The organism is Thermolongibacillus altinsuensis, from assembly GCF_004341205.1.
Taxonomy (GTDB): Bacteria; Bacillota; Bacilli; order Bacillales; family Anoxybacillaceae; genus Thermolongibacillus; species Thermolongibacillus altinsuensis.
Genome location: NZ_SLUL01000006.1, coordinates 1 through 20,664, shown reverse-complemented (window position 1 = coordinate 20,664; position 20,664 = coordinate 1). Strand labels below are relative to the sequence as shown.

General features: G+C 36.7%; 20 protein-coding genes and 2 pseudogenes. 17 read left to right on the top strand and 5 right to left on the bottom strand.

Annotated features, from left to right (window positions below; genetic code table 11):
- The first annotated feature begins 52 nt into the window (after positions 1-52).
- The 13 genes and pseudogenes from EDD69_RS06865 to odhB all read left to right on the top strand — a co-directional run bounded on the left by EDD69_RS06865 (position 53) and on the right by odhB (position 13,696).
- Positions 53-1,189: a KamA family radical SAM protein gene (locus EDD69_RS06865; protein WP_132948225.1), complete on the top strand. Its 1,137-nt coding sequence runs from the start codon at positions 53-55 to the stop codon at positions 1,187-1,189.
- A 207-nt stretch (positions 1,190-1,396) separates the two neighbouring features.
- Positions 1,397-1,819, top strand: a complete 423-nt coding sequence (locus EDD69_RS06860; RefSeq protein WP_132948224.1) for an enoyl-CoA hydratase-related protein — start codon at positions 1,397-1,399, stop codon at positions 1,817-1,819.
- A gap of 460 nt (positions 1,820-2,279) precedes the next feature.
- Positions 2,280-3,551: a DNA polymerase IV gene (locus EDD69_RS06855; RefSeq protein WP_132948223.1), complete on the top strand. Its 1,272-nt coding sequence runs from the start codon at positions 2,280-2,282 to the stop codon at positions 3,549-3,551.
- Between the two features lie 140 nt (positions 3,552-3,691).
- Entirely contained in the window at positions 3,692-4,204 is a 513-nt protein-coding gene (locus EDD69_RS06850; RefSeq protein WP_132948222.1) for a tubby C-terminal domain-like protein, read from the top strand.
- A gap of 67 nt (positions 4,205-4,271) precedes the next feature.
- A pseudogene (locus tag EDD69_RS15530) lies at positions 4,272-4,415 on the top strand (GNAT family N-acetyltransferase); the annotation flags it as partial.
- 490 nt (positions 4,416-4,905) lie between these two features.
- Positions 4,906-5,607, top strand: coding sequence for a SatD family protein (locus EDD69_RS06840; protein WP_003399372.1), 702 nt, complete (start codon positions 4,906-4,908; stop codon positions 5,605-5,607).
- 3 nt (positions 5,608-5,610) lie between these two features.
- On the top strand, positions 5,611-6,495 hold the full coding sequence (locus tag EDD69_RS06835) for a DUF3307 domain-containing protein (protein WP_132948221.1): 885 nt from the start codon (positions 5,611-5,613) through the stop codon (positions 6,493-6,495).
- Positions 6,496-6,743: 248 nt separating this feature from the next.
- Positions 6,744-7,247 carry an RNA-guided endonuclease InsQ/TnpB family protein gene (locus EDD69_RS06830; protein WP_165871741.1) on the top strand — a complete coding sequence of 168 codons (504 nt, stop codon included), beginning with the start codon at positions 6,744-6,746 and terminating at the stop codon, positions 7,245-7,247.
- Position 7,248: 1 nt separating this feature from the next.
- Positions 7,249-7,674 carry an NUDIX domain-containing protein gene (locus EDD69_RS06825; protein ID WP_207893259.1) on the top strand — a complete coding sequence of 142 codons (426 nt, stop codon included), beginning with the start codon at positions 7,249-7,251 and terminating at the stop codon, positions 7,672-7,674.
- Between the two features lie 86 nt (positions 7,675-7,760).
- Positions 7,761-8,621, top strand: coding sequence for a GNAT family N-acetyltransferase (locus EDD69_RS06820; RefSeq protein ID WP_132948218.1), 861 nt, complete (start codon positions 7,761-7,763; stop codon positions 8,619-8,621).
- A gap of 66 nt (positions 8,622-8,687) precedes the next feature.
- The gene (locus tag EDD69_RS06815; protein ID WP_132948217.1) at positions 8,688-9,254 is read left to right on the top strand and encodes a cysteine hydrolase family protein; all 567 of its coding nucleotides are present in this window, start codon (positions 8,688-8,690) and stop codon (positions 9,252-9,254) included.
- Positions 9,255-9,579: 325 nt separating this feature from the next.
- Positions 9,580-12,420: a 2-oxoglutarate dehydrogenase E1 component gene (locus EDD69_RS06810; protein WP_132948216.1), complete on the top strand. Its 2,841-nt coding sequence runs from the start codon at positions 9,580-9,582 to the stop codon at positions 12,418-12,420.
- Between the two features lie 40 nt (positions 12,421-12,460).
- On the top strand, positions 12,461-13,696 hold the full coding sequence (odhB, locus tag EDD69_RS06805) for a 2-oxoglutarate dehydrogenase complex dihydrolipoyllysine-residue succinyltransferase (RefSeq protein WP_132948215.1): 1,236 nt from the start codon (positions 12,461-12,463) through the stop codon (positions 13,694-13,696).
- Between the two features lie 21 nt (positions 13,697-13,717).
- Here the strand turns inward: odhB and EDD69_RS06800 are convergent, their stop codons facing one another.
- On the bottom strand, positions 13,718-14,200 hold the full coding sequence (locus tag EDD69_RS06800; protein ID WP_243643055.1) for an HAD-IA family hydrolase: 483 nt from the start codon (positions 14,198-14,200) through the stop codon (positions 13,718-13,720).
- A gap of 634 nt (positions 14,201-14,834) precedes the next feature.
- On the opposite strand from EDD69_RS06800, the gene EDD69_RS06795 reads away from it, so the two are divergent.
- On the top strand, positions 14,835-15,029 hold the full coding sequence (locus tag EDD69_RS06795) for a hypothetical protein (protein ID WP_132948213.1): 195 nt from the start codon (positions 14,835-14,837) through the stop codon (positions 15,027-15,029).
- A 169-nt stretch (positions 15,030-15,198) separates the two neighbouring features.
- Positions 15,199-15,804 carry a DUF3298 and DUF4163 domain-containing protein gene (locus EDD69_RS06790; protein WP_132948212.1) on the top strand — a complete coding sequence of 202 codons (606 nt, stop codon included), beginning with the start codon at positions 15,199-15,201 and terminating at the stop codon, positions 15,802-15,804.
- 130 nt (positions 15,805-15,934) lie between these two features.
- Here EDD69_RS06790 and EDD69_RS06785 read toward each other — a convergent pair whose 3' ends face one another.
- Complete coding sequence (locus tag EDD69_RS06785; RefSeq protein WP_165871740.1) at positions 15,935-16,903, bottom strand: LAGLIDADG family homing endonuclease; 969 nt, start codon at positions 16,901-16,903, stop codon at positions 15,935-15,937.
- A gap of 415 nt (positions 16,904-17,318) precedes the next feature.
- On the opposite strand from EDD69_RS06785, the gene EDD69_RS15525 reads away from it, so the two are divergent.
- Positions 17,319-17,612, top strand: a complete 294-nt coding sequence (locus EDD69_RS15525; protein WP_341539344.1) for a tyrosine-type recombinase/integrase — start codon at positions 17,319-17,321, stop codon at positions 17,610-17,612.
- 39 nt (positions 17,613-17,651) lie between these two features.
- Here the strand turns inward: EDD69_RS15525 and EDD69_RS06775 are convergent, their stop codons facing one another.
- Both EDD69_RS06775 and EDD69_RS06770 read right to left on the bottom strand, forming a co-directional pair.
- Positions 17,652-18,314: a site-specific integrase gene (locus EDD69_RS06775; RefSeq protein ID WP_243643054.1), complete on the bottom strand. Its 663-nt coding sequence runs from the start codon at positions 18,312-18,314 to the stop codon at positions 17,652-17,654.
- A 260-nt stretch (positions 18,315-18,574) separates the two neighbouring features.
- Positions 18,575-19,282: an SAM-dependent methyltransferase gene (locus EDD69_RS06770; RefSeq protein ID WP_132948211.1), complete on the bottom strand. Its 708-nt coding sequence runs from the start codon at positions 19,280-19,282 to the stop codon at positions 18,575-18,577.
- 406 nt (positions 19,283-19,688) lie between these two features.
- Between EDD69_RS06770 and EDD69_RS06765 the strand changes: the two genes are divergently transcribed.
- Positions 19,689-20,312 (top strand): LysE family translocator, encoded by a 624-nt coding sequence (locus EDD69_RS06765; RefSeq protein ID WP_132948210.1) that lies wholly within the window; start codon positions 19,689-19,691, stop codon positions 20,310-20,312.
- A gap of 144 nt (positions 20,313-20,456) precedes the next feature.
- Here the strand turns inward: EDD69_RS06765 and EDD69_RS15520 are convergent.
- Positions 20,457-20,570: pseudogene (locus EDD69_RS15520) on the bottom strand (GNAT family N-acetyltransferase); the annotation flags it as partial.
- Positions 20,571-20,664 lie beyond the last annotated feature (94 nt).

Below are 20,664 nucleotides of genomic sequence, written 5' to 3'. Positions count from 1 at the left end.
TATCTTTTGTTAGCCTTATTATAGAGTCAGCTTTAAAGGGAGGGGTGTTATGATGGCACAACCGAAGTATATTACAAACATTGAAAAAATCACACAAATCCCTAAAGAAGAGCGAGAAAAATTAAAAGAAATCACTAACAAATTTGCATTTAGAGTAAATGAGTATTATCTTAATCTGATTAATTGGGATGATCCGAACGACCCTATACGGAAATTGGTTATACCGAATGAAGGAGAATTAAACGAATATGGTCGTTGGGACGCTTCCGATGAGTATACCAACTATGTAGTGCCAGGGTGCCAACACAAGTATAAAACAACGGCATTACTCATCGTTTCAGAAGTTTGTGGAGCATATTGTCGATTTTGTTTCCGAAAGCGTTTGTTTCGCAGTGATGTAAAAGAAGCGATGGCAGACGTAACACCTGGTATTGAATATATTGCACAAACTCCTGAAATCAATAATGTTTTATTGACTGGTGGAGACTCTCTTATTTTGGCAACCAAAAAAATTAGATATATTGTAGAAAAATTGCGAGCGATTGACCATGTTAAAATCATTCGTTTCGGTTCCAAATTGCCTGTATTTAATCCGATGAGAATTTATGAAGATCAAGAACTGCTTGATGTGTTCCGTCAATATTCCACACCAGAAAAACGCATTTATGTCATGGCACATGTGAACCACCCACGTGAAATAACAGAAGAAGCACGCAAAGCCTTTCAAGCTCTTCACGATGCCGGAGTTATCGTTGTGAATCAAACCCCTATCCTAAAAGGAATCAATGATGATCCTGATGTGTTAGCCGAATTATTAGATAAACTTTCATGGGCAGGAGTAACACCATATTACTTCTTTGTGAATAGACCGGTAGCCGGAAATAGCGATTTTGTGTTACCGTTGGAAGAAATCTATCGAATTGTTGAAAAAGCAAAAGCAAAAACATCGGGATTAGGTAAACGTGTTCGCCTCGTTATGAGTCATACCTCAGGAAAAATTGAAATATTAGCAATAGAAAATGGCAAAGCCTATCTGAAATATCATCAAGCAAGAGATGAGAGTCAATATGGAAAATTTATGGTTTTGGATTGTCCAAAAGATGCCACTTGGTTCGATGACTTACCTGGAAATGAACAATATTGGCAAAAGCCAGTAAAAAAAATAAAACAAGCGGTTTCGGTTAACTAAATGAACCTCTTCCACCTCTAAATGGAGGTGGGAGAGGTTCATCATTTTTTCTTTCATATAAATAAAAATGATATGAACCAGCTTTTTTCAGAAAAATCATTATATAAAATAAATAAAATTATTAATATTCTGATTATTCGTTGACAGACAAATGAAAAATAATTATGTTATTTATAAGCATAACAATAAAGTAGACGGAGGTAAAACATGGAATTTTTGTCTGTTCGGAAAGACGAGGGTATCACTTATGTAACATTACAAAATCCAAGAGAGTTTAACGCGTTATCATTAAAATTGCTCCAAGAATTAGATTCTCTTCTTCAAGAGGTTGCTGAAAAAAGAGAAGTAAAGGTTGTTGTTATTGAAGGATCTACAAAGGCATTTTGTGCTGGCCATAGTTTACGTGAAATAGAAAATATGAATCTTAATTTATTTCAAAGTTTAAATATTATTGAGTTAGGTAAAAGAATGTTCTATCAACAACTTCATATGGAAGATTTCCAGGCCTTAAATTACGCAACGGAAGTCATTGCTTTGAACAGTAAACATCCTGATGCTGTAGAAGGAATTCGAGCATTCTTTGAAAAAAGAACCCCTGTATGGAATGACAATTTAAAAACAAGAATTTAATTTTTGGAAGCGTTTTACATAGTATAAACAGTTTTTTCGTTAAATAGCCAATAACAGCGGTTTAAAATTCCCCAAAAATCACAGGTCATCGTTTTAAACCAACATCTTTAGATGGAGTGGAGAAACGATGCTGAAGATTGGGGAGTTTTTTATTTTATGCCATTACCTTTAACAGAAAGGCGATTCTTATTGTCTACGGGAAAAGAAAAAGCAGGAGTTTATCCTCGTTCATAATGGGGAATTTCATTTCATTGAAATGCACATAGAAGTTGAAATTGTCAAAATAACAACCAAAATCCAATAAAGAAATTGATGTTTAGCATGTAAGTAAAGTGAGGAACTTGGAATAAGAAATGATAAAATAAAACAAAGTTATATTGTCTTCTTTCATTTGAAAATCAACACCGAAGTAGATCGAATCAAATACGATATGAAAAACGAACGGAAAGGAAGAAAAGGCATGAAATCCATGTATCCTAAGAACGGCCGCGTTATTTTACATGTTGACTGTAATGCCTTTTTCTGCAGCTGCGAAATCGCGCGAGATCCATCATTAGAGGGAAAAGCAGTAGTGGTGGCTGGAGACCCGAAAGAGCGAAAAGGGATTGTTTTGGCAGCGAACTATATAGCGAAAAATGATTTTGGGATCTATACGACCATGCCTTTGTGGGAGGCAAAGAAAAAGTGTCCACAATTGGTGATCCTGAAACCTGATTTTGACCTATATCGAGAAATGAGTACGAAAGTTTTTCAATTTCTAGCAACTTTTTCGCCGATTTTGGAACCCGCTTCTATTGACGAGGGATATTTGGATATAACCAATTGCTATTCGTCGGGAACTCCTCTTCAAATCGCTCAGCAAATTCAAAAAGGTTTGTTAGAGACATTAAAAATTCCCGTTAGCATTGGGATTGCTCCTAATAAGTTCTTGGCAAAAATGGCGAGCGATCTGAAAAAACCATTAGGAATTACAATCCTTCGCAAACGGGATGTGCCAAAAATACTCTGGCCTTTGCCCGTTCAAGCGATGCATGGGATTGGAGAAAAAACAGCAAAAAAGTTAAAAAGCATTGGTGTTTTTACCATTGGTGAATTGGCAAAAACGGAAAAAGGAGTGTTAAAAGACTTACTTGGCATCACAGGGGTCTACTTGCAGGAGCGAGCAAATGGAATCGATCACCGACCGGTTGATCCTGAAGCCGTTCTTAAATTTAAAACCATCGGCCATTCCACGACCCTTTCTCATAATGTTACTGAGGAACATACCCTCATTGAAGTATTGCGAAAACTGGCTTATTCAGTCAGCAACCGAATGAAAAGGAAGCGAGTCGTTTCCTCAACGATTCAAATTACGATTCGCTACGCCGATTTCCAAACGGTGACTCGAAGTAAAAAGTTATTGAATCCGTTTCAAGAACCAGAAGAAATTTTTGAATATGCGGTGAAGCTATTGAAACAGCATTGGAATGGAGATCCAGTGAGATTGTTAGGGATTACCGCCCTGGATGTATTGGACAAAAAAGAATCGATCAAACAATTAGATTTGTTCAGCTATGAAGAAGATGCAAAAGATGAAGCATTATTGAATGCCATTGAGCAATTAAAACGAAAATTCGGTGAAGGAATTATTCAACCCGTATCAGAACTTCTTAACAAAGAGAACAATCTGAAAGAAAAGATCCAATTGCGGTACGATGCGAAGCAAAAAAGGAGGGGCGGTGAATCTATGTAATACGATCTTGTCGAGATCGTTGAAGACACAGATCCTGCTTCAGATTACGTTCCAAGATTGAACATCAATGACAATCCAAGGGATGTCCGCTTACATATTGTAAATATAAAAATATGAAATGAGTTTTAGGAGAGGGTATTGTGGAAAAATATTTTTACACCTTTCCTTTGGTAAAAGGGGTCACAAAACCATTTGGGGTATATGACAAAGATAAAAATAAAGTAGGAGAAGTTCAACGAGTTTATTCGAGTTTATTTACGAAAATATCAGAGATATTTATGACTGGATGGGAAGTAAATGTTGTATTCAAAGATGCAGAATCAAAAATCGAAATTAAAGAACTTTTCCGTTGGAGTAATCCTCAATGGAAAATTTTAAAAAACGGCAATGAGATTGGTGTCTTGAAAAATATAAAGATATTTGAACTGGGAGACACTAAAGAGCTTGTCCTTCATAACCAAGTGTTTACGATTCATGATGAGTTTGCTGCAACGAAAACAACCGTTACTAATGAAAAGGGACAAACCGTTGCAGTTATTGATTACAAACTATTCGATTTTTCACGCCAAAGAGAAATTACAATTTATGATGAGAGTTTACCTTTTGGATTACTCATTGGGATCGATTATATTACTAGTTTGAAAAGAAAATAATAAAGAGCAACGATTTTGCAGTTATTCTCGATAGAAGGATTTTTGAAGCATATAATCGAAATACCAATCCTTTGTACATCGGTGGTCTGAAGAGAATGGTTATAAAATCGTATCGTTATCTTCTGGGATGTAACGAGTGAAGGCCCATCGTTTTTATGAAGAAAAAATGGGCTATGATAAAGTCAGTTATGTATTTTTGAAAAGATTATGAAACAACAAATAATAACGTTATTTTTTGTATGACAGCAATCAGGTCACAGCGGGAGAGGCAGATGGTTCTGATTGGAGTTTGTCGCGTTTACATATTGTCAGGGGGCTTGTTGATGTTCTCAGCATTGTTTAGTTTTGTTCATTTATATATTCGCAAAAAAGGTTTATCTTTAGAATCTGAAAGTGCTTAAACATGTGTAAATTTCTTGAACAAACGGATGCTTGAATTGAATAAGAACAACCGAAGACCGCAATAAAGTGGTCTTTTTCTTTTGATGAAAGTCAACAATGAAATTTAACAGTGCCTCCCATCTCTGTAGAATCCATATTCGCTGTAAGATGAACAAGGATTGTATAATCCTGCTCACAACAAATTGGTTATTGCAAATGCGACGAATTTTTACTATCCTTGTATCAGCAAGTATATGTTGATATTTTTTCAACAACATCAAAAATGTTGATATATATTCATCAACAAAAAGAGGGATATTATGAAACCAACGCCAGCAATCTGTTTCGCAGCAGATGTCAAACAGTCCAAACGGATAGAGAAAGAACATTTAATTTCCATACTGAAAGAATGCCAGCAGACAATCAACAAACAATTTGAACAAGACTTGCTTGTTCCGTTTGCCATTCGAAATGGCGATGAACTCATTGGCGTCATGAAAAACTTTTCGCATGCCTATCCGCTGATCAACCAGATTTTCCAACTGTCACGGCTCCATCGTTGTCCTTTTTATTTAGGCATTGGAATTGGAGAACTGGAAACGGATGAAATAAACGTTCATACGATGAATGGAAGCGCTGTGTTACATGCATTTGAAGCAAGGGACAAACAACTAAAGAAAAAAAGTGAGCAAGCAAAAATTTGGAATGATGTTGAAACCGAGACAAGCTTTTATTTTTCATCCGAACTTGTCCCGCACGAACCACTTAACGCCTTATTAAATGTAATCGTCACAACCAAACGAAAGTGGACGGATAAGCAAAAACAAGTCATCGAATTGATTGAACAATTTCCCGAATGGACGTATGAAAAAATCGGAAAACATTTAGGGTACAAATCACCCATTTCGACCGTCAGTTACTTACTGAAACGTGCTGATTACCAAAAAATCAAAGCAGTAGAAGATAGCTTTACTCAATTGCTAGTGCTGTATGAAAATCTCTTGAATCGTAGGGAGCGATAAAATTTGTGGATTTATTTTTATGCTGCTCATTTGCTGGGGGATTTTATTTTTCAATCGGATTCATTCATCGAGCAGAGAAAGAGTAAACCCATCATTACACTAGCCAAGCATGTTGCTATTCATGTGATTTTAATGGCAATGGCTAGTCTCGTGATTGCATTCGTCAATCCATCTATTACTAGTGCAACCCTTTGGTCATTTGGACAAGCTATTTTAATAATCTCTATTTTTCACTTTGTTATTGATTACGGAAAAATAAAATTAAGCAAAAAAATGAATAGAGTAAGTAGTCACGCACTGTTGTTTCTCATCGATCAAGTTCTTCACTTTTTGACCATTATTTTTGTACTTCATTATTTCACTGCCACGACGTCAGAATGGTCATTTATGGACAATATCCAAGCGTTTTATGCGGTGTTTACAGGTAATGCTAGTATTTATGAAAAGATCGCTGCTGTCATTTGCATTTTTATTTTAGCCACTTATGGAGCTGGTTATTTTCTTGGAATTCTCTTGCAAAATATTGCTCCAAACAGCGAATTGCAAGAAGGAATATATCGCTTATCCGATGAAAAGACAGAAGTAAAAACGAAATATGAAAGTGATGGAAGAACAGAAACAGAGATCACCACGATCAAAACAGAGCAGTATTTTCATGATTCACCAGCCAAAATTGGTCAAATCATCGGCATGCTAGAGCGGGCTCTGATCGTGATCCTGATGATGATCGATTTACCACAGGGACTTGCCTTTTTAGCAGCATTAAAAACATTAACCCGATTTAAGCAATTTGAACACAAACAATTTGCGGAATATTATCTGATTGGAACACTATCGAGCGCTATGATCGGAATTTTACTCGGAATCGTCGCTTCAAAAATATGGTGAAAATTATAGTTTTCTAGGATATAGAGCCATTGTAGCTTTACCCTTATATTAGGGACATACGAGCGAGAACCCTCCCCATTTCAATGGGGCAGATGAAAGCGAGTATTGCTCTATCCCCTTTCCGGGAATGCTTAGACCAACCATTTTTTACCTTAACTCATACCATATGTAATAAAATAAAATCAATACTTATTCTGAGGAAACGATTCGGAAGTATATCGAAAACCAGAAAAAGAGAGAGTGAAAACATGCGAAGGACGTATCAATTTAAGCTGGAACCAACGGCGGAACAGGTTGAGAAGATCGAACAAACCTTACATTTATGTCGTTGGCTCTATAATTCGATGCTGGAACAAAGAAAGCTTGCCTATAAACTTTGGAGGATTTCTTTCACTTTCTACACACAGAAAAAAGAGCTGCCGAAAGTAAAAGAAGAAATTCCGGAATTTAAGGAAGTATACTCACAGGTACTCCAGGACGTTTGTCAGCGGCTTGATCAAACATTTCAAGCGTTTTTCCGTCGTTTGAAGAAGGGAGAAAAAGCGGGTGATCCTCGCTTCCAAGGCAAGAATCGTTATGACAGTTTTACTTATCCGCAAAGTGGTTTCAAGCTGGAAGGGAAGTACTTAACGTTGTCTAAAATCGGGACCATCCGTATGAAGCTGCATAGACAGATGGACGGCAAGATCAAGACATGCACCATCAAGCGAAAAAATGGCAGAAACTTGTTGTGTAGCATTTCGAGGAGATAAAATGGTCCTGGTCCGCCGTGTGAAAGCCAAAGCTAACACATATATGCAACTGATTCCTCCTGGAGGACATATAGAGAACTGTGAAACTCTTGAAGAAGCTGCTCGCCGTGAGTTATATGAAGAAACCGGAATTGTAGCGGAACAGTTAAATCTTGTAGGAGTTATTTCTTTTATTACCTATCCAAAAAAGGATCACGCGATTTGCTTTGTATACTTTAGTTATAGTAATCAAGGAGAAATAGAAGCGAAAGAAAAAGAAAAAGAAAAAGTAATTCCTGAATGGGTTGAGGTTAAGGGTTTTGAAGAAAACGAAGATATTCCTCATTACTACCGGCAATTTCTTAAAGCAGCTATGGAAAACAAACAATTTATAAATTGCATAGTGGAATGGGATGAAAACAAAGAGGGATTGGTTACATTTAAATAATAAACCGTTGAGGCTTGCTCACCAGTAATCCCTATTGCCCGAAGTTAAAGAAGAAGTGAATTAAAATTTTCAAAAGGGGAATTGGCATGAAAGAAACATCCGTTAACTTAGTAACATTTAGTTATGAGGATATTCCAGAATTGATATCGCTATCGGCATCAGTGGGATGGGATTATGACGAACATGAAATTCGGACAATTATGAAATCTGGGAAAATCTATGGACATAAAAACGAAGAAGGGAAAATTGTATCAAGTGCGGCAATAATTCCTTATGATACTTCTTTAGCTTCTATTGGAATGGTAATCGTTCATAAAGAATATAGGGGCATGGGGCTTGGAAAAATAGTTACCCAAGCGTGTATAAATACCGTTTCAAAAGATACTACTATTATGCTTATTGCAACGGAACAGGGGAAACCCTTATATGAAAAGATGGGTTTTAGGGTCATTGATTGTGTTCATAAATATCTTTGCGATCATTACATACCTGTCCATTCAATTAATAAAGCAGATATTGAAATAAACACTTTTAGCCAAGGAGACCTAACACAAATTATAAAGTTAGACGAGAGAGCTGTCGGGGCTGACAGAAGGAAGTTTCTTGTTAATAGGATTGAACAAGCAAAAGAATGTTTAGTAGTTAAAGATCACGCCGGAACAATTATAGGTTATGGTCTTTCTATTTTGGGACCTATCAATCTCATATTAGGTCCAATTGTCGCTCCTAGTTTTGAAGTAGCTTCTTTGTTGGTAAATGAATTGGCTCGCAATCATCAAGGAAAATTAAGAATTGATGTTCCGTCAGGGCATGAAGAGTTTATGTTATTTTTGGAGCAGCGCGGTTTTTATAAAGTAAGCCAACCTCCAATCATGATCATAAATTCAAAGCAATTACCTCGGCGAAATGGTTCGTTATATGGAATTGCTGCACAGGTGTTTGGATGATTAAAGGACCGTGACTTGTCAGTATTATTGATAACCTAAATCATTACTTTTGATAGGAGGATAAATATGGAGCGAAACAACAAATTAGCCCTAATTATTATTGACGTTCAACAAGGATTTGAGGATAAAAGATGGGGAGAGCGTAATAATCCGAACGCCGAGGAAAACATATATAGTCTATTAAAAATATGGAGAGAGAAAAAATGGCCTATTATACATATCCAGCATATATCTACTAATCCTAATTCTCCTCTGTCAGCAAACAGTAAGGGAGTATTATTTAAAGAGATCGTAAAACCTCTAGATGGGGAAGTTGTCATTCAAAAAAATGTTAATAGCGCCTTTATAGGGACAAATTTGGAACAATACCTAAAAGAACATGATATCAACGATGTAGTTATTACCGGCTTAACTACTCCTCATTGTGTTTCCACCACTACTAGGATGAGTGGGAACTTAGGATTTAATACATATCTGATTTCAGATGCCACTGCCGCCTTTGGTATGAAAGGTCCTGATGGTGTATATTATGATGCTAATCAAATTCATAATATTTCTCTTGCCACTTTACATGGAGAATTTGCAACGGTTCTTACTACGGAAGAACTTATTGAACAAATTGTAACGAAGTAGAATGTGACTGTGAAGAGATGATTAATGGAATATTTATGATTTTACCAGTAACGACTTAGTTAAAATCACGAAAAATTTGAAGAGAGTCAAAACAGTCTAAGAGCTCATTAGACTGTTTTTATTATTGTTATTAAAAATAAAAAACAGAGATAAATATTTTATCAAAAAGGGGAGCAGCATGGTCTGTTTTATGCTTTCGTTTTTACACAATGATACAACAAAAAGTTTGAAAAGTGATAAAAGTCATATTATTTTTATTTTCATATAAACAATAGTAAAATGAAAATTGTAAGACGTATTTAATTATCTTTGGAGGGCATTAAAAATGAGCACGCTTAGTGACAGCTTCAGAAATCCATGGGAAAGGTTTCACGGTCCCAATCTTGGATACGTTATGGAAATGTACGAACGGCATTTACAAGATCCAAGTTTGGTTGATCCAGAATTGAAAGAGTGGTTTGACCGCTGGGGTCCGCCCGAGTTTCCGAACCCGAACAACGATGATAAGCCGAAAGATTTTGTACCTCGCACCAATGTATCTGCCAACTTGTTAGAAAAATATGTTCAGGCAGTTAAATTGGCGGATTATATTCGTACTTTCGGACATTTGAATGCCAAAATCAATCCGTTAGAGACGTCTGAAAAAGATTCGCATCAGATTGATATTCAAAAGTTCGGATTAACAGAAGAGGATTTAAAATCCATTCCTTCTTCTATTATAAGCCCGTATTTGTCTAACCATATTCAAAATGGGTTTGAGGCGATTCAATATTTAAAAGGGGTCTATACAGCGAAACTAGCGTTTGAATTTGGTCATGTCCAAGACGCAGAAGAAAAAAACTGGCTCTTACAAATGGTCGAGTCAGGAAACTATCAACCTTCTATCTCGAATGAAAAGAAGAAGGAACTGCTAAAACGGCTGGCCGAAGTCGAGGTATTCGAACAATTTTTACATCGGACATTCGTTGGTCAAAAACGTTTTTCCATTGAAGGCATTGATACGTTGGTTCCATTACTCGATGAAATAATTTCAGAATCTGTACAAAAAGGAACAAAACTGATTAATATCGGTATGGCTCATCGTGGGCGGTTGAATGTATTGGCACACGTATTAGGGAAGCCTTATGAAATGATTTTTGCGGAATTCCAACACGCACCAAACAAAGAATTGATCCCATCCGAAGGTTCTATTGGGATTACATATGGATGGATGGGTGACGTCAAATATCATTTAGGATTAGATCGAAAAATCAAAAATGAGAACACCGTTCGAGCAATTATTACGCTAGCCAATAATCCAAGTCATTTGGAATATGTCAACCCGGTTGTTGTCGGCTATACGCGGGCAGCTCAAGAAACTCGCAACAAACCTGGTTTTCCTGAACAAGATGAGAGTAAGTCATTTGCTATTTTAATTCATGGTGATGCGGCGTTTCCAGGGCAAGGGGTCGTGGCGGAAACGTTAAATTTAAGCCGGTTAAAAGGCTATCAAACAGGCGGCACGATCCATATCATTGCGAACAATATGATTGGATTTACGACGGAAAGCGAAGATTCTCGTTCCACGAAATATGCGAGCGATTTAGCAAAAGGATTTGAAATTCCAATTGTTCATGTCAATGCAGACGACCCGGAAGCAGTGCTTGCAGCCGCTCATTTGGCTGGCATTTACCGACAAACATTTAAGAAAGATTTTTTAATTGATTTAATTGGATATCGTCGACACGGTCATAACGAAATGGATGAACCAGCCCCGACTAATCCACTAATGTATCAAATCATTCGTAACCATCCGACTGTCCGCAATCTCTACACCACTCGTCTCGAACAGCAAGGGATTATCTCGTCAGCAGAGGAAGTTGATCGCTTTGCCGAAGAAGTGGAGAAGAAGATGCAAGAAGCTTATAGGAAAGTATCTGATGTAAAAGAAGAACTCGATTATGAAATGAATCCACCAGAAGTAGCGGAAAAAGGCATTCCAAAAATCGATACAAGCGTACCTATTAATTTGCTCAAACAAGTAAATCATGAGCTTGTACAATGGCCAGACGATTTTCACGTATTTAATAAATTGGAACGAATTTTGAAACGGCGCATTACCGCTTTTCAAGAAAACAAAATCGATTGGGCTCATGCCGAAATGCTCGCATTTGCGACCCTCCTTCAAGACGGCATTCCCATTCGCTTGACAGGACAAGATTCAGAAAGGGGAACGTTTGCCCAACGTCATCTGATTTTACATGATGACAAAACAGGAAAAACGTTTTCGCCGCTGCATCAACTATCGGGCAGCAAGGCGTCTTTTGCGATTCATAATAGTCCGCTGTCCGAAGCAAGTGTGCTTGGATTTGAATACGGTTATAACGTATTCGCACCCGAAACGTTAGTGCTGTGGGAAGCGCAATTTGGTGATTTCGCCAACTCCGCCCAAGTGATCATTGATCAGTTTATCTCATCGGGAAGAGCGAAATGGGGACAAAAATCCGGTCTTGTTATTCTGCTTCCACATGGATATGAAGGACAAGGACCTGAACACTCAAGCGCCCGTTTGGAACGATTTCTTACATTAGCTGCTGAAAATAACTGGACGATCGCCAATATGACGAAATCATCCCAATATTTTCATATTTTACGTCGTCAAGCGCTGATTTTACAAAAAGAAGAAGTGCGGCCGCTTGTCATTATGTCGCCGAAAAGCTTGTTGCGTCATCCATTGGTCGTATCAGGAGCAGCGGATTTGAGCGAAGAAAGTTTCCAACCGGTGCTGCCACAACCGGGATTGGGACATGACGCGGAGAAAGTCGAACGCTTCATCCTATGTTCAGGTAAAATCGCAATTGATTTAGCGGAAAAATTAGAAGAAGTAAAAGACAAAGACTGGCTCCATATTTTACGGGTAGAAGAATTATATCCGTTTCCAATGGAGGAAATTTCTCGTTACGTCAAGCAGTTTCCGAATGTAAAAGAAATCGCATGGGTGCAAGAAGAACCAAAAAATATGGGAGCTTGGAATTTTGTAGAACCTCGACTGCTTACATTGGCGCCTGCGGGAGTTCAAGTTTCTTATATCGGTCGCAGAAGACGCTCTAGCACAGCAGAAGGCGATCCAATTGTTCATAAAAAAGAGCAGGCACGAATTATTAACCAAGCATTCACACGTTCGTGATTCTTGAATATAAACGAAATTGGCGAAAGGAGATAGAACAGTGGCAGAAATCAAAGTGCCAGAACTAGCAGAATCGATAACGGAAGGCACCATTTTTCAATGGCTCAAACAACCGGGAGATTTTATTCATAAAGGGGAGCCGATTGCGGAGTTAGAAACCGATAAAGTCAATGTAGAATTAGTGTCTGAAGATTCAGGGGTCATCACCAAATTACTATTTAATGAAGGGGATACAGTTAGAGTAGGGGATACGATCGCCATTGTGTCAGAAGAAGCGGAAGCAAATGTTCCACAAGCGGAGGAAACACCAAAGCAACTGGAAAAGAAAAAACCGAGTCAACCGATAGCTGTCAAAGAAGAACCAGTTACAAGGCCAACTCAACGACCGATTGCTTCACCATCAGCGAGAAAACTAGCCCGCGAAAAAGGAATTGACTTATCAAAAGTGACGCCATTTGATCCGCTTGGCCGTATACGCAAACAGGATGTAGAAGCATATTCGAATCAATCAGCACCAATTGCAGAAACAGTCAAACCGACGACGCCTGAGACGCCTGATCTGTTTGAACCGGAAAAACCAGTGGAACGAATAAAAATGTCCAGACGCCGCCAAACGATTGCGAAACGGCTCGTGGAAGTTCAACACACAGCGGCGATGCTTACAACATTTAACGAAATTGATATGACAGCGATTATAGACTTGCGCAACCGTCGAAAAGATGCGTTTTATCAAGAACATGATGTACGACTCGGCTTTATGTCTTTCTTCACGAAAGCCGTCGTAGCGGCATTGAAAAAATATCCTTTGTTAAACGCGGAAATTCAAGGGGACGAAATCATCGCGAAGAAATACTATGATATCGGGGTGGCCGTGTCGACGGACGAAGGCTTAGTCGTTCCTGTTGTGCGCGATGCGGATAAGAAAAATTTTGCCGAAATTGAACGAGAGATTTTACACTTAGCGACAAAAGCGCGTGAAAACAAATTAAGCTTAAAAGACTTGCAAGGCGGCACATTTACCATTACCAACGGCGGAGTGTTTGGCTCGCTACTGTCCACACCCATTTTAAACGGACCGCAAGTCGGCATCTTAGGAATGCACAAAATTCAACTTCGCCCTGTCGCCATCGACGAAGTGCGCATGGAAAATCGTCCAATGATGTATGTTGCGCTATCTTATGATCACCGCATTATTGACGGGAAAGAAGCGGTTGGCTTTTTAGTGAAAGTAAAGGAACTTCTCGAAGATCCAGAGCAATTATTATTGGAATCATGAGGGAGTGCTCCCTCATGATTTTTATTCTGTCTCCTTGACAGAGATAAGATATCGTTTTAGATGTTCTGTAAGCTCTAATAAACTGGCAAATGTATAGTCAGGGGTAACATCAAGAAAGTCCATTACGTTGTTTGTGCGATTGATCCATGCAGTTTGAAAACCAAATTTGCTCGCTCCGGAAATATCCCAAGTATTCGAGGATAAAAACAATACTTCCTCTCGATTTACGTTCAATCGGCTTGCCGCATGTTGATAAGCGGATGGTGAAGGCTTGTATTGCTTTACTTCATCGACACTGATGATGTAATCAAAATACTCTGTCAAACCTGTATTGTCGAACAGAGGAAGCAGCATATCAGGAGAACCGTTTGAAAAGACGACAAGTGTTTCCGCTTGTAACACTTCTTTTGCCTCTGGATAAGGGGATAAGAAATGATAAGTGTTTAATAAATCTTCCGCTATTTTTACTAATTTAACATTTATTAGATTAACAGTTCTAGCCACTATTTCAAGAAGAATTAAGGAAACAGTGTTGATTTACTCACAATGTATGTTATTAACAATGTATGTTATTATAGGAAGTCTTCCAGGGGAATATTTACAAATAATAAAAGCTTAATAAAAGCTCGCTGCATCATAACAGCGAGCTTTTATTATAGTTACCGCAAGTTGTGAATAAATAAACTTAATTAGGGTGGAATTTGGGTGAAACCTCCTCCTAAACAAAAACGTAAGAAATGTATGAACAAATGGAAGGGGGTTATTTATTATAGCTGTTTTCATGATCGTTTTAGCTGTTCTTGTTGATTTTTTTGGCTTGATGTCGATCGAAAAAGATGGGATTGGATGAAAAATTGGACTAAAGTCCAAAAAATGATGTTTTTTATATCTTTCATTGTTATTTCATTAGCTATTTTATGTTGGATTAAGTTTTTAACAGTGGAATACAAAAAACATGAGGTAAGCAGACATATTAAACATGACGAAAATGTGCTTACCTTTATTACAAATATTACAAATTAAAATAAAAAGTTTACAAAGTTTACGTTGTTATAACAGTTTATATATTTGAATTAATACAGGTTTGTATTATAATAAAATGCGTGAAGTTTAATATAATATAGATGGAGGTGATAAAATGAAACAGTATATTTTTAAATTCAGCACACAAAGCGAACAACCAGTTATTTGGGAGGAATTCATTCCAGCAACCGGCATGATGGATGCCTTTCGAAAAGCGAAAGCATTAAGCGAAAAATACAAAAAGGAAAAAGGAGTATTGATAAAAGTAAAATATAAAGGAGTTCGCTATTATAACGCAGACATTGCTTAATAAAAAAATGGAAGGATGGTTATAAAGTGAACGCCTTGTATCTTCGAACGCTGTGCAGCCATTTTTAAGAAAAGAAATTCTTGAAAGTGGCTGCACGTTTTATTTTATGTTGCATATTTTTAAGAAAACGAATAACAAATCAAATTTAAATTTAAGGAGAAAGTTAACAATGATTTCGCTTCCTGTATCAATAGATACCGAGCAAATAAAAACACAACGTTTAGATTTATCTTATCCGACCGTAAGCCAGTTGCATGACAAAAACATCGAACAACAAATCAATTATGAGATTTTAATGACCGTTCAAAGAATGTTGCAAAAACAAGGATTTTATGAAAATCCGTTAACAGAAATCACGGCATCATACGAAATAAAAACGAACGAACGCGGGATTTTAAGCCTAACGTTAATCAATTATGCTTATTCTGGCGGAGCACACGGAATGACAATTATTGAAGGATTAACGTTCGATGTAACAACAGGAAAACGTTATAAGTTATCTGAACTTTTTCAAAAAAACAGCAATTATGTAGAAAAAATTTCAGAAATCGTTAAAAACCAAATTGAAGAAAGAGATCTATTTTTGCTTGAACCGCCATTTAAAGGAATTTCGCCAGAGCAAGACTACTATATAGCCGATAAGGCACTGGTCTTATTTTTTCAACTTTACGAATTAACGGCTTATGCTTACGGATTTCCTTATTTTCCAATATCCATTTATGATCTCCAAACAATCATTGACGAACAAGGACCATTAGGAAAAATGTTTGGCTAACGATAGCTGAACTTTTTTGTCTCAAAAAATAAAGTTTACTTTTAAAATGAGATAAAATTGTTATAACTTCCTATAATTTATATTATGTCTACTAAAATTTAAAAAATATATGAGTGGCTTTTGATTACCACTACTCTTTCTTTATTTGATAAAATTCTTCGCTAAATTGTTTGTCTTGTTTCAACCATCTAAAATAAGTTCCTAATGTAATTCCAACTGTTTCACATGCTTGATGAACACAATAACTTTTTCGATATTCATCGATAAAAGCTTTTTTTCTTGCTGCAACAGCTTGTTTTGTTCTTTTTAATTTCGCATTTTGCAATGTTTCTGCATCCATATTTTTATCTGGGAACGCTTCAAATTTGCGTTTTAAGTATAATCCTTTATCGTGATAAATCCAGTCGTAAAATTCCTTAATGTTTTTTCTGCCGCTCATATATAAACGAATATGTTTTTCTTTTTTGGTTAAGCACACGTCAAATCCTCGCGCTTTTAGATGATGTTCTAATACCGTCATGAAATCGAGAGAACCGCCAACAAAACTGACTAAATAGCCACGAGAATAAATATTTCCATCACCGTCAAAATAGCCTCTTATAAAATGATTTAAATACACTTCTGGAACATACGGAAATTTTATATCCAATGATTTATTTGGTGTGATACCATGTATCTCCATTAGATCGTTTTTCATAACTTTGCTATTGAGATATAACATATAAACACCGGTTTGCTTATTTTGATAAAGTGGTTGATTAGACCCTAATTCGTCTCTGATTTGTTCTAAAATATATTTTTCTTTTTGCGCGAATCCGATCGTCTGAAAATCATTGGAGACAAAACCGTCCGCTATAAAAAAACCTAAGATATAAGCCATATTTTTAGACCAAGTCTTGAAATAATCTTCATTTAACTTATACTTACGCTTCCAACTACCAAACGGCCTTTTTTCAATATTATGATCAGACAAAATCATTCTTATATATCTTGGGGACACATTGGAAAGCTTTGCAATTTCGGTGGTACTAGCACCTTCAAGATAAAGTTTTATAATTTCGTCTATCTCCAACGTTCGTTTTATATTTTTTCTTGTCATCTTTAAAACCCCTTCCATATTTATTTAAAATATATTATAAGAACAAATGTTCTTATTGTCTATATAAATTAAAATATTCGTAATAATCCCTTCCCCACTTTAATTAATGAATGGAAATAAATCGCAAAACAAAAAAAGAGACAGTAAAGTGCAAGTACTGTCTCATCACGCCGCTTTATTCCTTATGCTCCGGGCTGCTTTTCACAATTACTGATAAATTGAGTGGAGGCATCGTCCTGTATGAAACAAGAGCAGATTCCGCAATCCTTCTTTCATAATTCTTAATCTCAACAAAAACAATTGATTTATCTAACAACACGATGCGTATTTATGGGAAAGGAAAAAAAGAGCGCTTACTACCCCTTCATCCCATGGTTGTCCCTTTAATGAAAAGCTATATGGGAAGTTTAGAAGAATATCAGCTCCATCCTTCTCAACAAATAAAAACGGTAAAAAACTGAACCCGCGTGGTTTACATAAGATATTTAAGGAAATCTTACAAAAAGCAGGTCTGCCACCTCAGCGGTTCTCACTCCATCATTTGCGGCATACGTTTGCTACATTATTAATACAAGAAAATAAAGAAAATGTTGATTTGCGTACCGTACAAGAACTACTCGGTCATGAAAGTTTAGTCACGACGCAAGTATACACGCATGTTGACTTTGAGCAAAAGAAAAAAGCGATTGAAACATTTAACATATTTTGAAACCTGCTTAGTACGGAAATAACTACCCTAGCCGGGTAGTTATTTTCCTGTGTGAATATGAGTTGGCGGATACAAAGGCACTGAATGCGTAAGATCGTATGGCATTGGGTTCATTCCATGAGTTTGCTGATAAGGCATTGGAGCATGTGCAAAATACCCCTGCTGCGCCATCACAATCTGATTATAAAGTTCTGGTGCTTTAAATGTGAAATAATCAGAATAATTATTCCCTGATTCCTTAAGTATTTTTTGCTGTAATGCTGTAAATGCATACTTTACGAGATGTTCTTTAAACAGATTGATGTAATTTTTATTTTTCAATTGATTCCTAAATACATTAGGAATTTCATCATAAATTTCTTCTAAGTTTAGAGTGATATTATAATTCGACTCAAGTTCCATCGCAGTTTCAAAAAGAGTTTCGATTATTACTTGAGCCGCTCGAATTTCTTTAATATACTTTGCATCGCTTAAAATGTAATGTTGAAGAGCGCCTAACTCATATCTGGAATGGCCAAGCAGAAAGCGTATAACATCATCTGAGACCCACATTTCATGAAACAAAGTAGAAAGAGTGTATCTGAGTCCATGTGGCGTGAAATGTTTCTCGGTTTTATGGACTGTTTTTGTCCCTATTCTTCCTTTCTTCCCTTTTACGTTGTTATGATCCGCATTCTCAGAGTTTTCGTATTCTACTTTCATCCATCCAAGATGTTCGCATACTTTATTAATTATATAAGACCGCTTGGAGTTTCTTTCTTAATGAAAGGCTCCCCTGAAAATAAGCGGTATACAAAGATATGAACCGAATAGTATGGACAATACAACTTATTTTAATGAATCGTTGTGCCAAAAAATTGGCATGAGTGTCTCTGTTAATGCTTAATGTTGATTTTGTAAAGTATTAAAACTGAGGGTGTCCCAAAAGTGATCCCTTTTAAGACACCCCCTTTTAGTTATTTTTACCTCATAATTTTTAACATTGTATTGGTGTTCTTTTGAAATTCATAAGGAACTTTAATTTCTTCTGTCATCCATCCTAAATTGTGTATATCACTGATTAGTTTATCCAAGTATTTATATCTCTCACAAGCAAAGTTAGTTGTAGGAAAAATCCTTACTTCATCTTTGGTTACACGCATAAGTTCTTTTATAGTCTGTAAATGAAACTCATAGTCCAGTTTATCTTCATAAAGAAATAGAAAATTTGCTGAAAGTGTCAAGTCAAACTGCTTATCATCAAACGGTAAGGTCGGTAAAACGGCAGAAATATAACGATTCTTATTCCGTTTCATGTCTGAGATACATTGATTCATTGCTTGTGTTCTTATCTGTTTCAACTCATCAACTGATTTAAAATAATCCCACAAAAAATTTTTTTGAATATCAGCCCTTTCCATGTTAGACATGGTGGTTTCAATATCTTGTAAACCTTTTTGCTCTAATTGTTCAATAGGAAGATAATAAGCAATATCACATGCTGTAACATCCATTCCAAGTTGATTGGATACTGCTGTAAAGGAACATGCCCCAGCAGGGCAATCAAGAATCTTACGCCCCACTAAATCTTCTTTGGTAAGGCCAAACATTCGCATGTATTCATCCCAAGTCCTACCAATAAAGACAATGCGATTTAAATCCCACTTGTTAACTGACTCAACTTTACTCATCTCCACTCACCTTTCTTAACTAATCTGAACTAAGCTCTGTAAATAATATACCAAATATACATAATTTAGCACATATAAAATGCCTCTTTGGTTAAAAACATTAATCTTGCGTTATACTGCTCGTTAGCCAATCATGAAACGATCTTCACCATAGATTAACAAGAAAATCAACATCATTCCTTAACAGAACCTTTAAAGAAGGAGAAATTGCCCCGCACATGTTAACAAATGCGGATGCGCCTCTACATGCTTGATAGCGATGTTTAATTCCGATAAACACCAATTTATATTTTTTATCGCCCATTAAGAAGGAATGAAGCGGTTTCCCTCGAAATAAATCAGGAAGACAAATGAAGGAAAAGGAAGCAAAGAATGGTGTCCATTCCATCCAAGAGAGGTGTTGTAAATGGATTTTGCACTAACCATGTCTTTTTTAGGAGTGGCGATATTGCTGACGTTAATGCCCGGGCCAGATATTCTGTTTGTGATTACTCAAAGTATTTCGCAGGACAAAAAAGCGGGAATCGCCACGGCGCTGGGACTTTGTTCAGGTCTTATTGTACATATCACGGCTGCAACGCTTGGGATTTCCACAATCATTTATCAATCCGCTCTGGCTTTTACCGTCATAAAATATACGGGTGCGGCCTATTTGCTGTATTTAGCATGGCAATCATTCAAGGAAAAAGAAACAGGCTTTGCTTTTAACCACAACAAGCCTTTCAAGTATCCATCATTGTATAAAAAAGGAATTCTCATGAATCTGCTTAATCCAAAAGTATCATTGTTCTTTTTGGCATTGTTGCCTCAATTTGTGAATAAATCGATGGGACACATTACGTTGCAGATGTTTATTCTGGGGATTATTTTTCTGGTTCAGGCTTTAGTGATTTTTATCGCTGTCAGCGTGTTTTCAGAGAAACTGCGCCATGTCCTGCTTGCTAATTCGTTCATAGCAAAGCGAATGAACATTGTAAAAGGTTTGCTATTAGGGCTGATTGGTATACAGATTGCGTTTAGTGAAAAGTGAAATCGTTAGAGTGTTATCTTTTAATAAATGTCTCTGTTCAATTTCAATGTTGATTTTTAGACCACAGAAAAAGACCGAAATCAATCGGTCTTTTTTGTATGTCCTGTTCAACTATCGCCAACCGCTAGTTGAACAAGCTCATCATTAAATTAACCTCTTCACAAATAAAACTCTATCTTGATTTGGTCCATCATAATCAGTATGTACAGAAACTCCGTCTACTTTTTTATCTCCGTTTTTTTCGATTTCAAATCCCATTGTTTTTGTCAATAATAAATTGAGCCAGAGCGATCACTTCAAAAGTGAGCCACTTTTAGAATCAGAGTTCCCATAAATGGGAGAGGGTGGGTGT

What these genes read in the sequence shown, in the direction of transcription:
- EDD69_RS06865 (WP_132948225.1), top strand. Translation starts at nt 53, where the DNA reads ATGGCACAACCGAAGTATATTACAAACATTGAAAAAATCACACAAATC.
- EDD69_RS06860 (WP_132948224.1), top strand. Translation starts at nt 1,397, where the DNA reads ATGGAATTTTTGTCTGTTCGGAAAGACGAGGGTATCACTTATGTAACA.
- EDD69_RS06855 (WP_132948223.1), top strand. Translation starts at nt 2,280, where the DNA reads ATGAAATCCATGTATCCTAAGAACGGCCGCGTTATTTTACATGTTGAC.
- EDD69_RS06840 (WP_003399372.1), top strand. Translation starts at nt 4,906, where the DNA reads ATGAAACCAACGCCAGCAATCTGTTTCGCAGCAGATGTCAAACAGTCC.
- EDD69_RS06830 (WP_165871741.1), top strand. Translation starts at nt 6,744, where the DNA reads ATGCGAAGGACGTATCAATTTAAGCTGGAACCAACGGCGGAACAGGTT.
- EDD69_RS06825 (WP_207893259.1), top strand. Translation starts at nt 7,249, where the DNA reads ATGGTCCTGGTCCGCCGTGTGAAAGCCAAAGCTAACACATATATGCAA.
- EDD69_RS06820 (WP_132948218.1), top strand. Translation starts at nt 7,761, where the DNA reads ATGAAAGAAACATCCGTTAACTTAGTAACATTTAGTTATGAGGATATT.
- EDD69_RS06815 (WP_132948217.1), top strand. Translation starts at nt 8,688, where the DNA reads ATGGAGCGAAACAACAAATTAGCCCTAATTATTATTGACGTTCAACAA.
- EDD69_RS06810 (WP_132948216.1), top strand. Translation starts at nt 9,580, where the DNA reads ATGAGCACGCTTAGTGACAGCTTCAGAAATCCATGGGAAAGGTTTCAC.
- EDD69_RS06795 (WP_132948213.1), top strand. Translation starts at nt 14,835, where the DNA reads ATGAAACAGTATATTTTTAAATTCAGCACACAAAGCGAACAACCAGTT.
- EDD69_RS06790 (WP_132948212.1), top strand. Translation starts at nt 15,199, where the DNA reads ATGATTTCGCTTCCTGTATCAATAGATACCGAGCAAATAAAAACACAA.
- EDD69_RS06785 (WP_165871740.1), bottom strand. Translation starts at nt 16,903, where the DNA reads ATGACAAGAAAAAATATAAAACGAACGTTGGAGATAGACGAAATTATA.
- EDD69_RS06775 (WP_243643054.1), bottom strand. Translation starts at nt 18,314, where the DNA reads ATGAAAGTAGAATACGAAAACTCTGAGAATGCGGATCATAACAACGTA.
- EDD69_RS06770 (WP_132948211.1), bottom strand. Translation starts at nt 19,282, where the DNA reads ATGAGTAAAGTTGAGTCAGTTAACAAGTGGGATTTAAATCGCATTGTC.
- EDD69_RS06765 (WP_132948210.1), top strand. Translation starts at nt 19,689, where the DNA reads ATGGATTTTGCACTAACCATGTCTTTTTTAGGAGTGGCGATATTGCTG.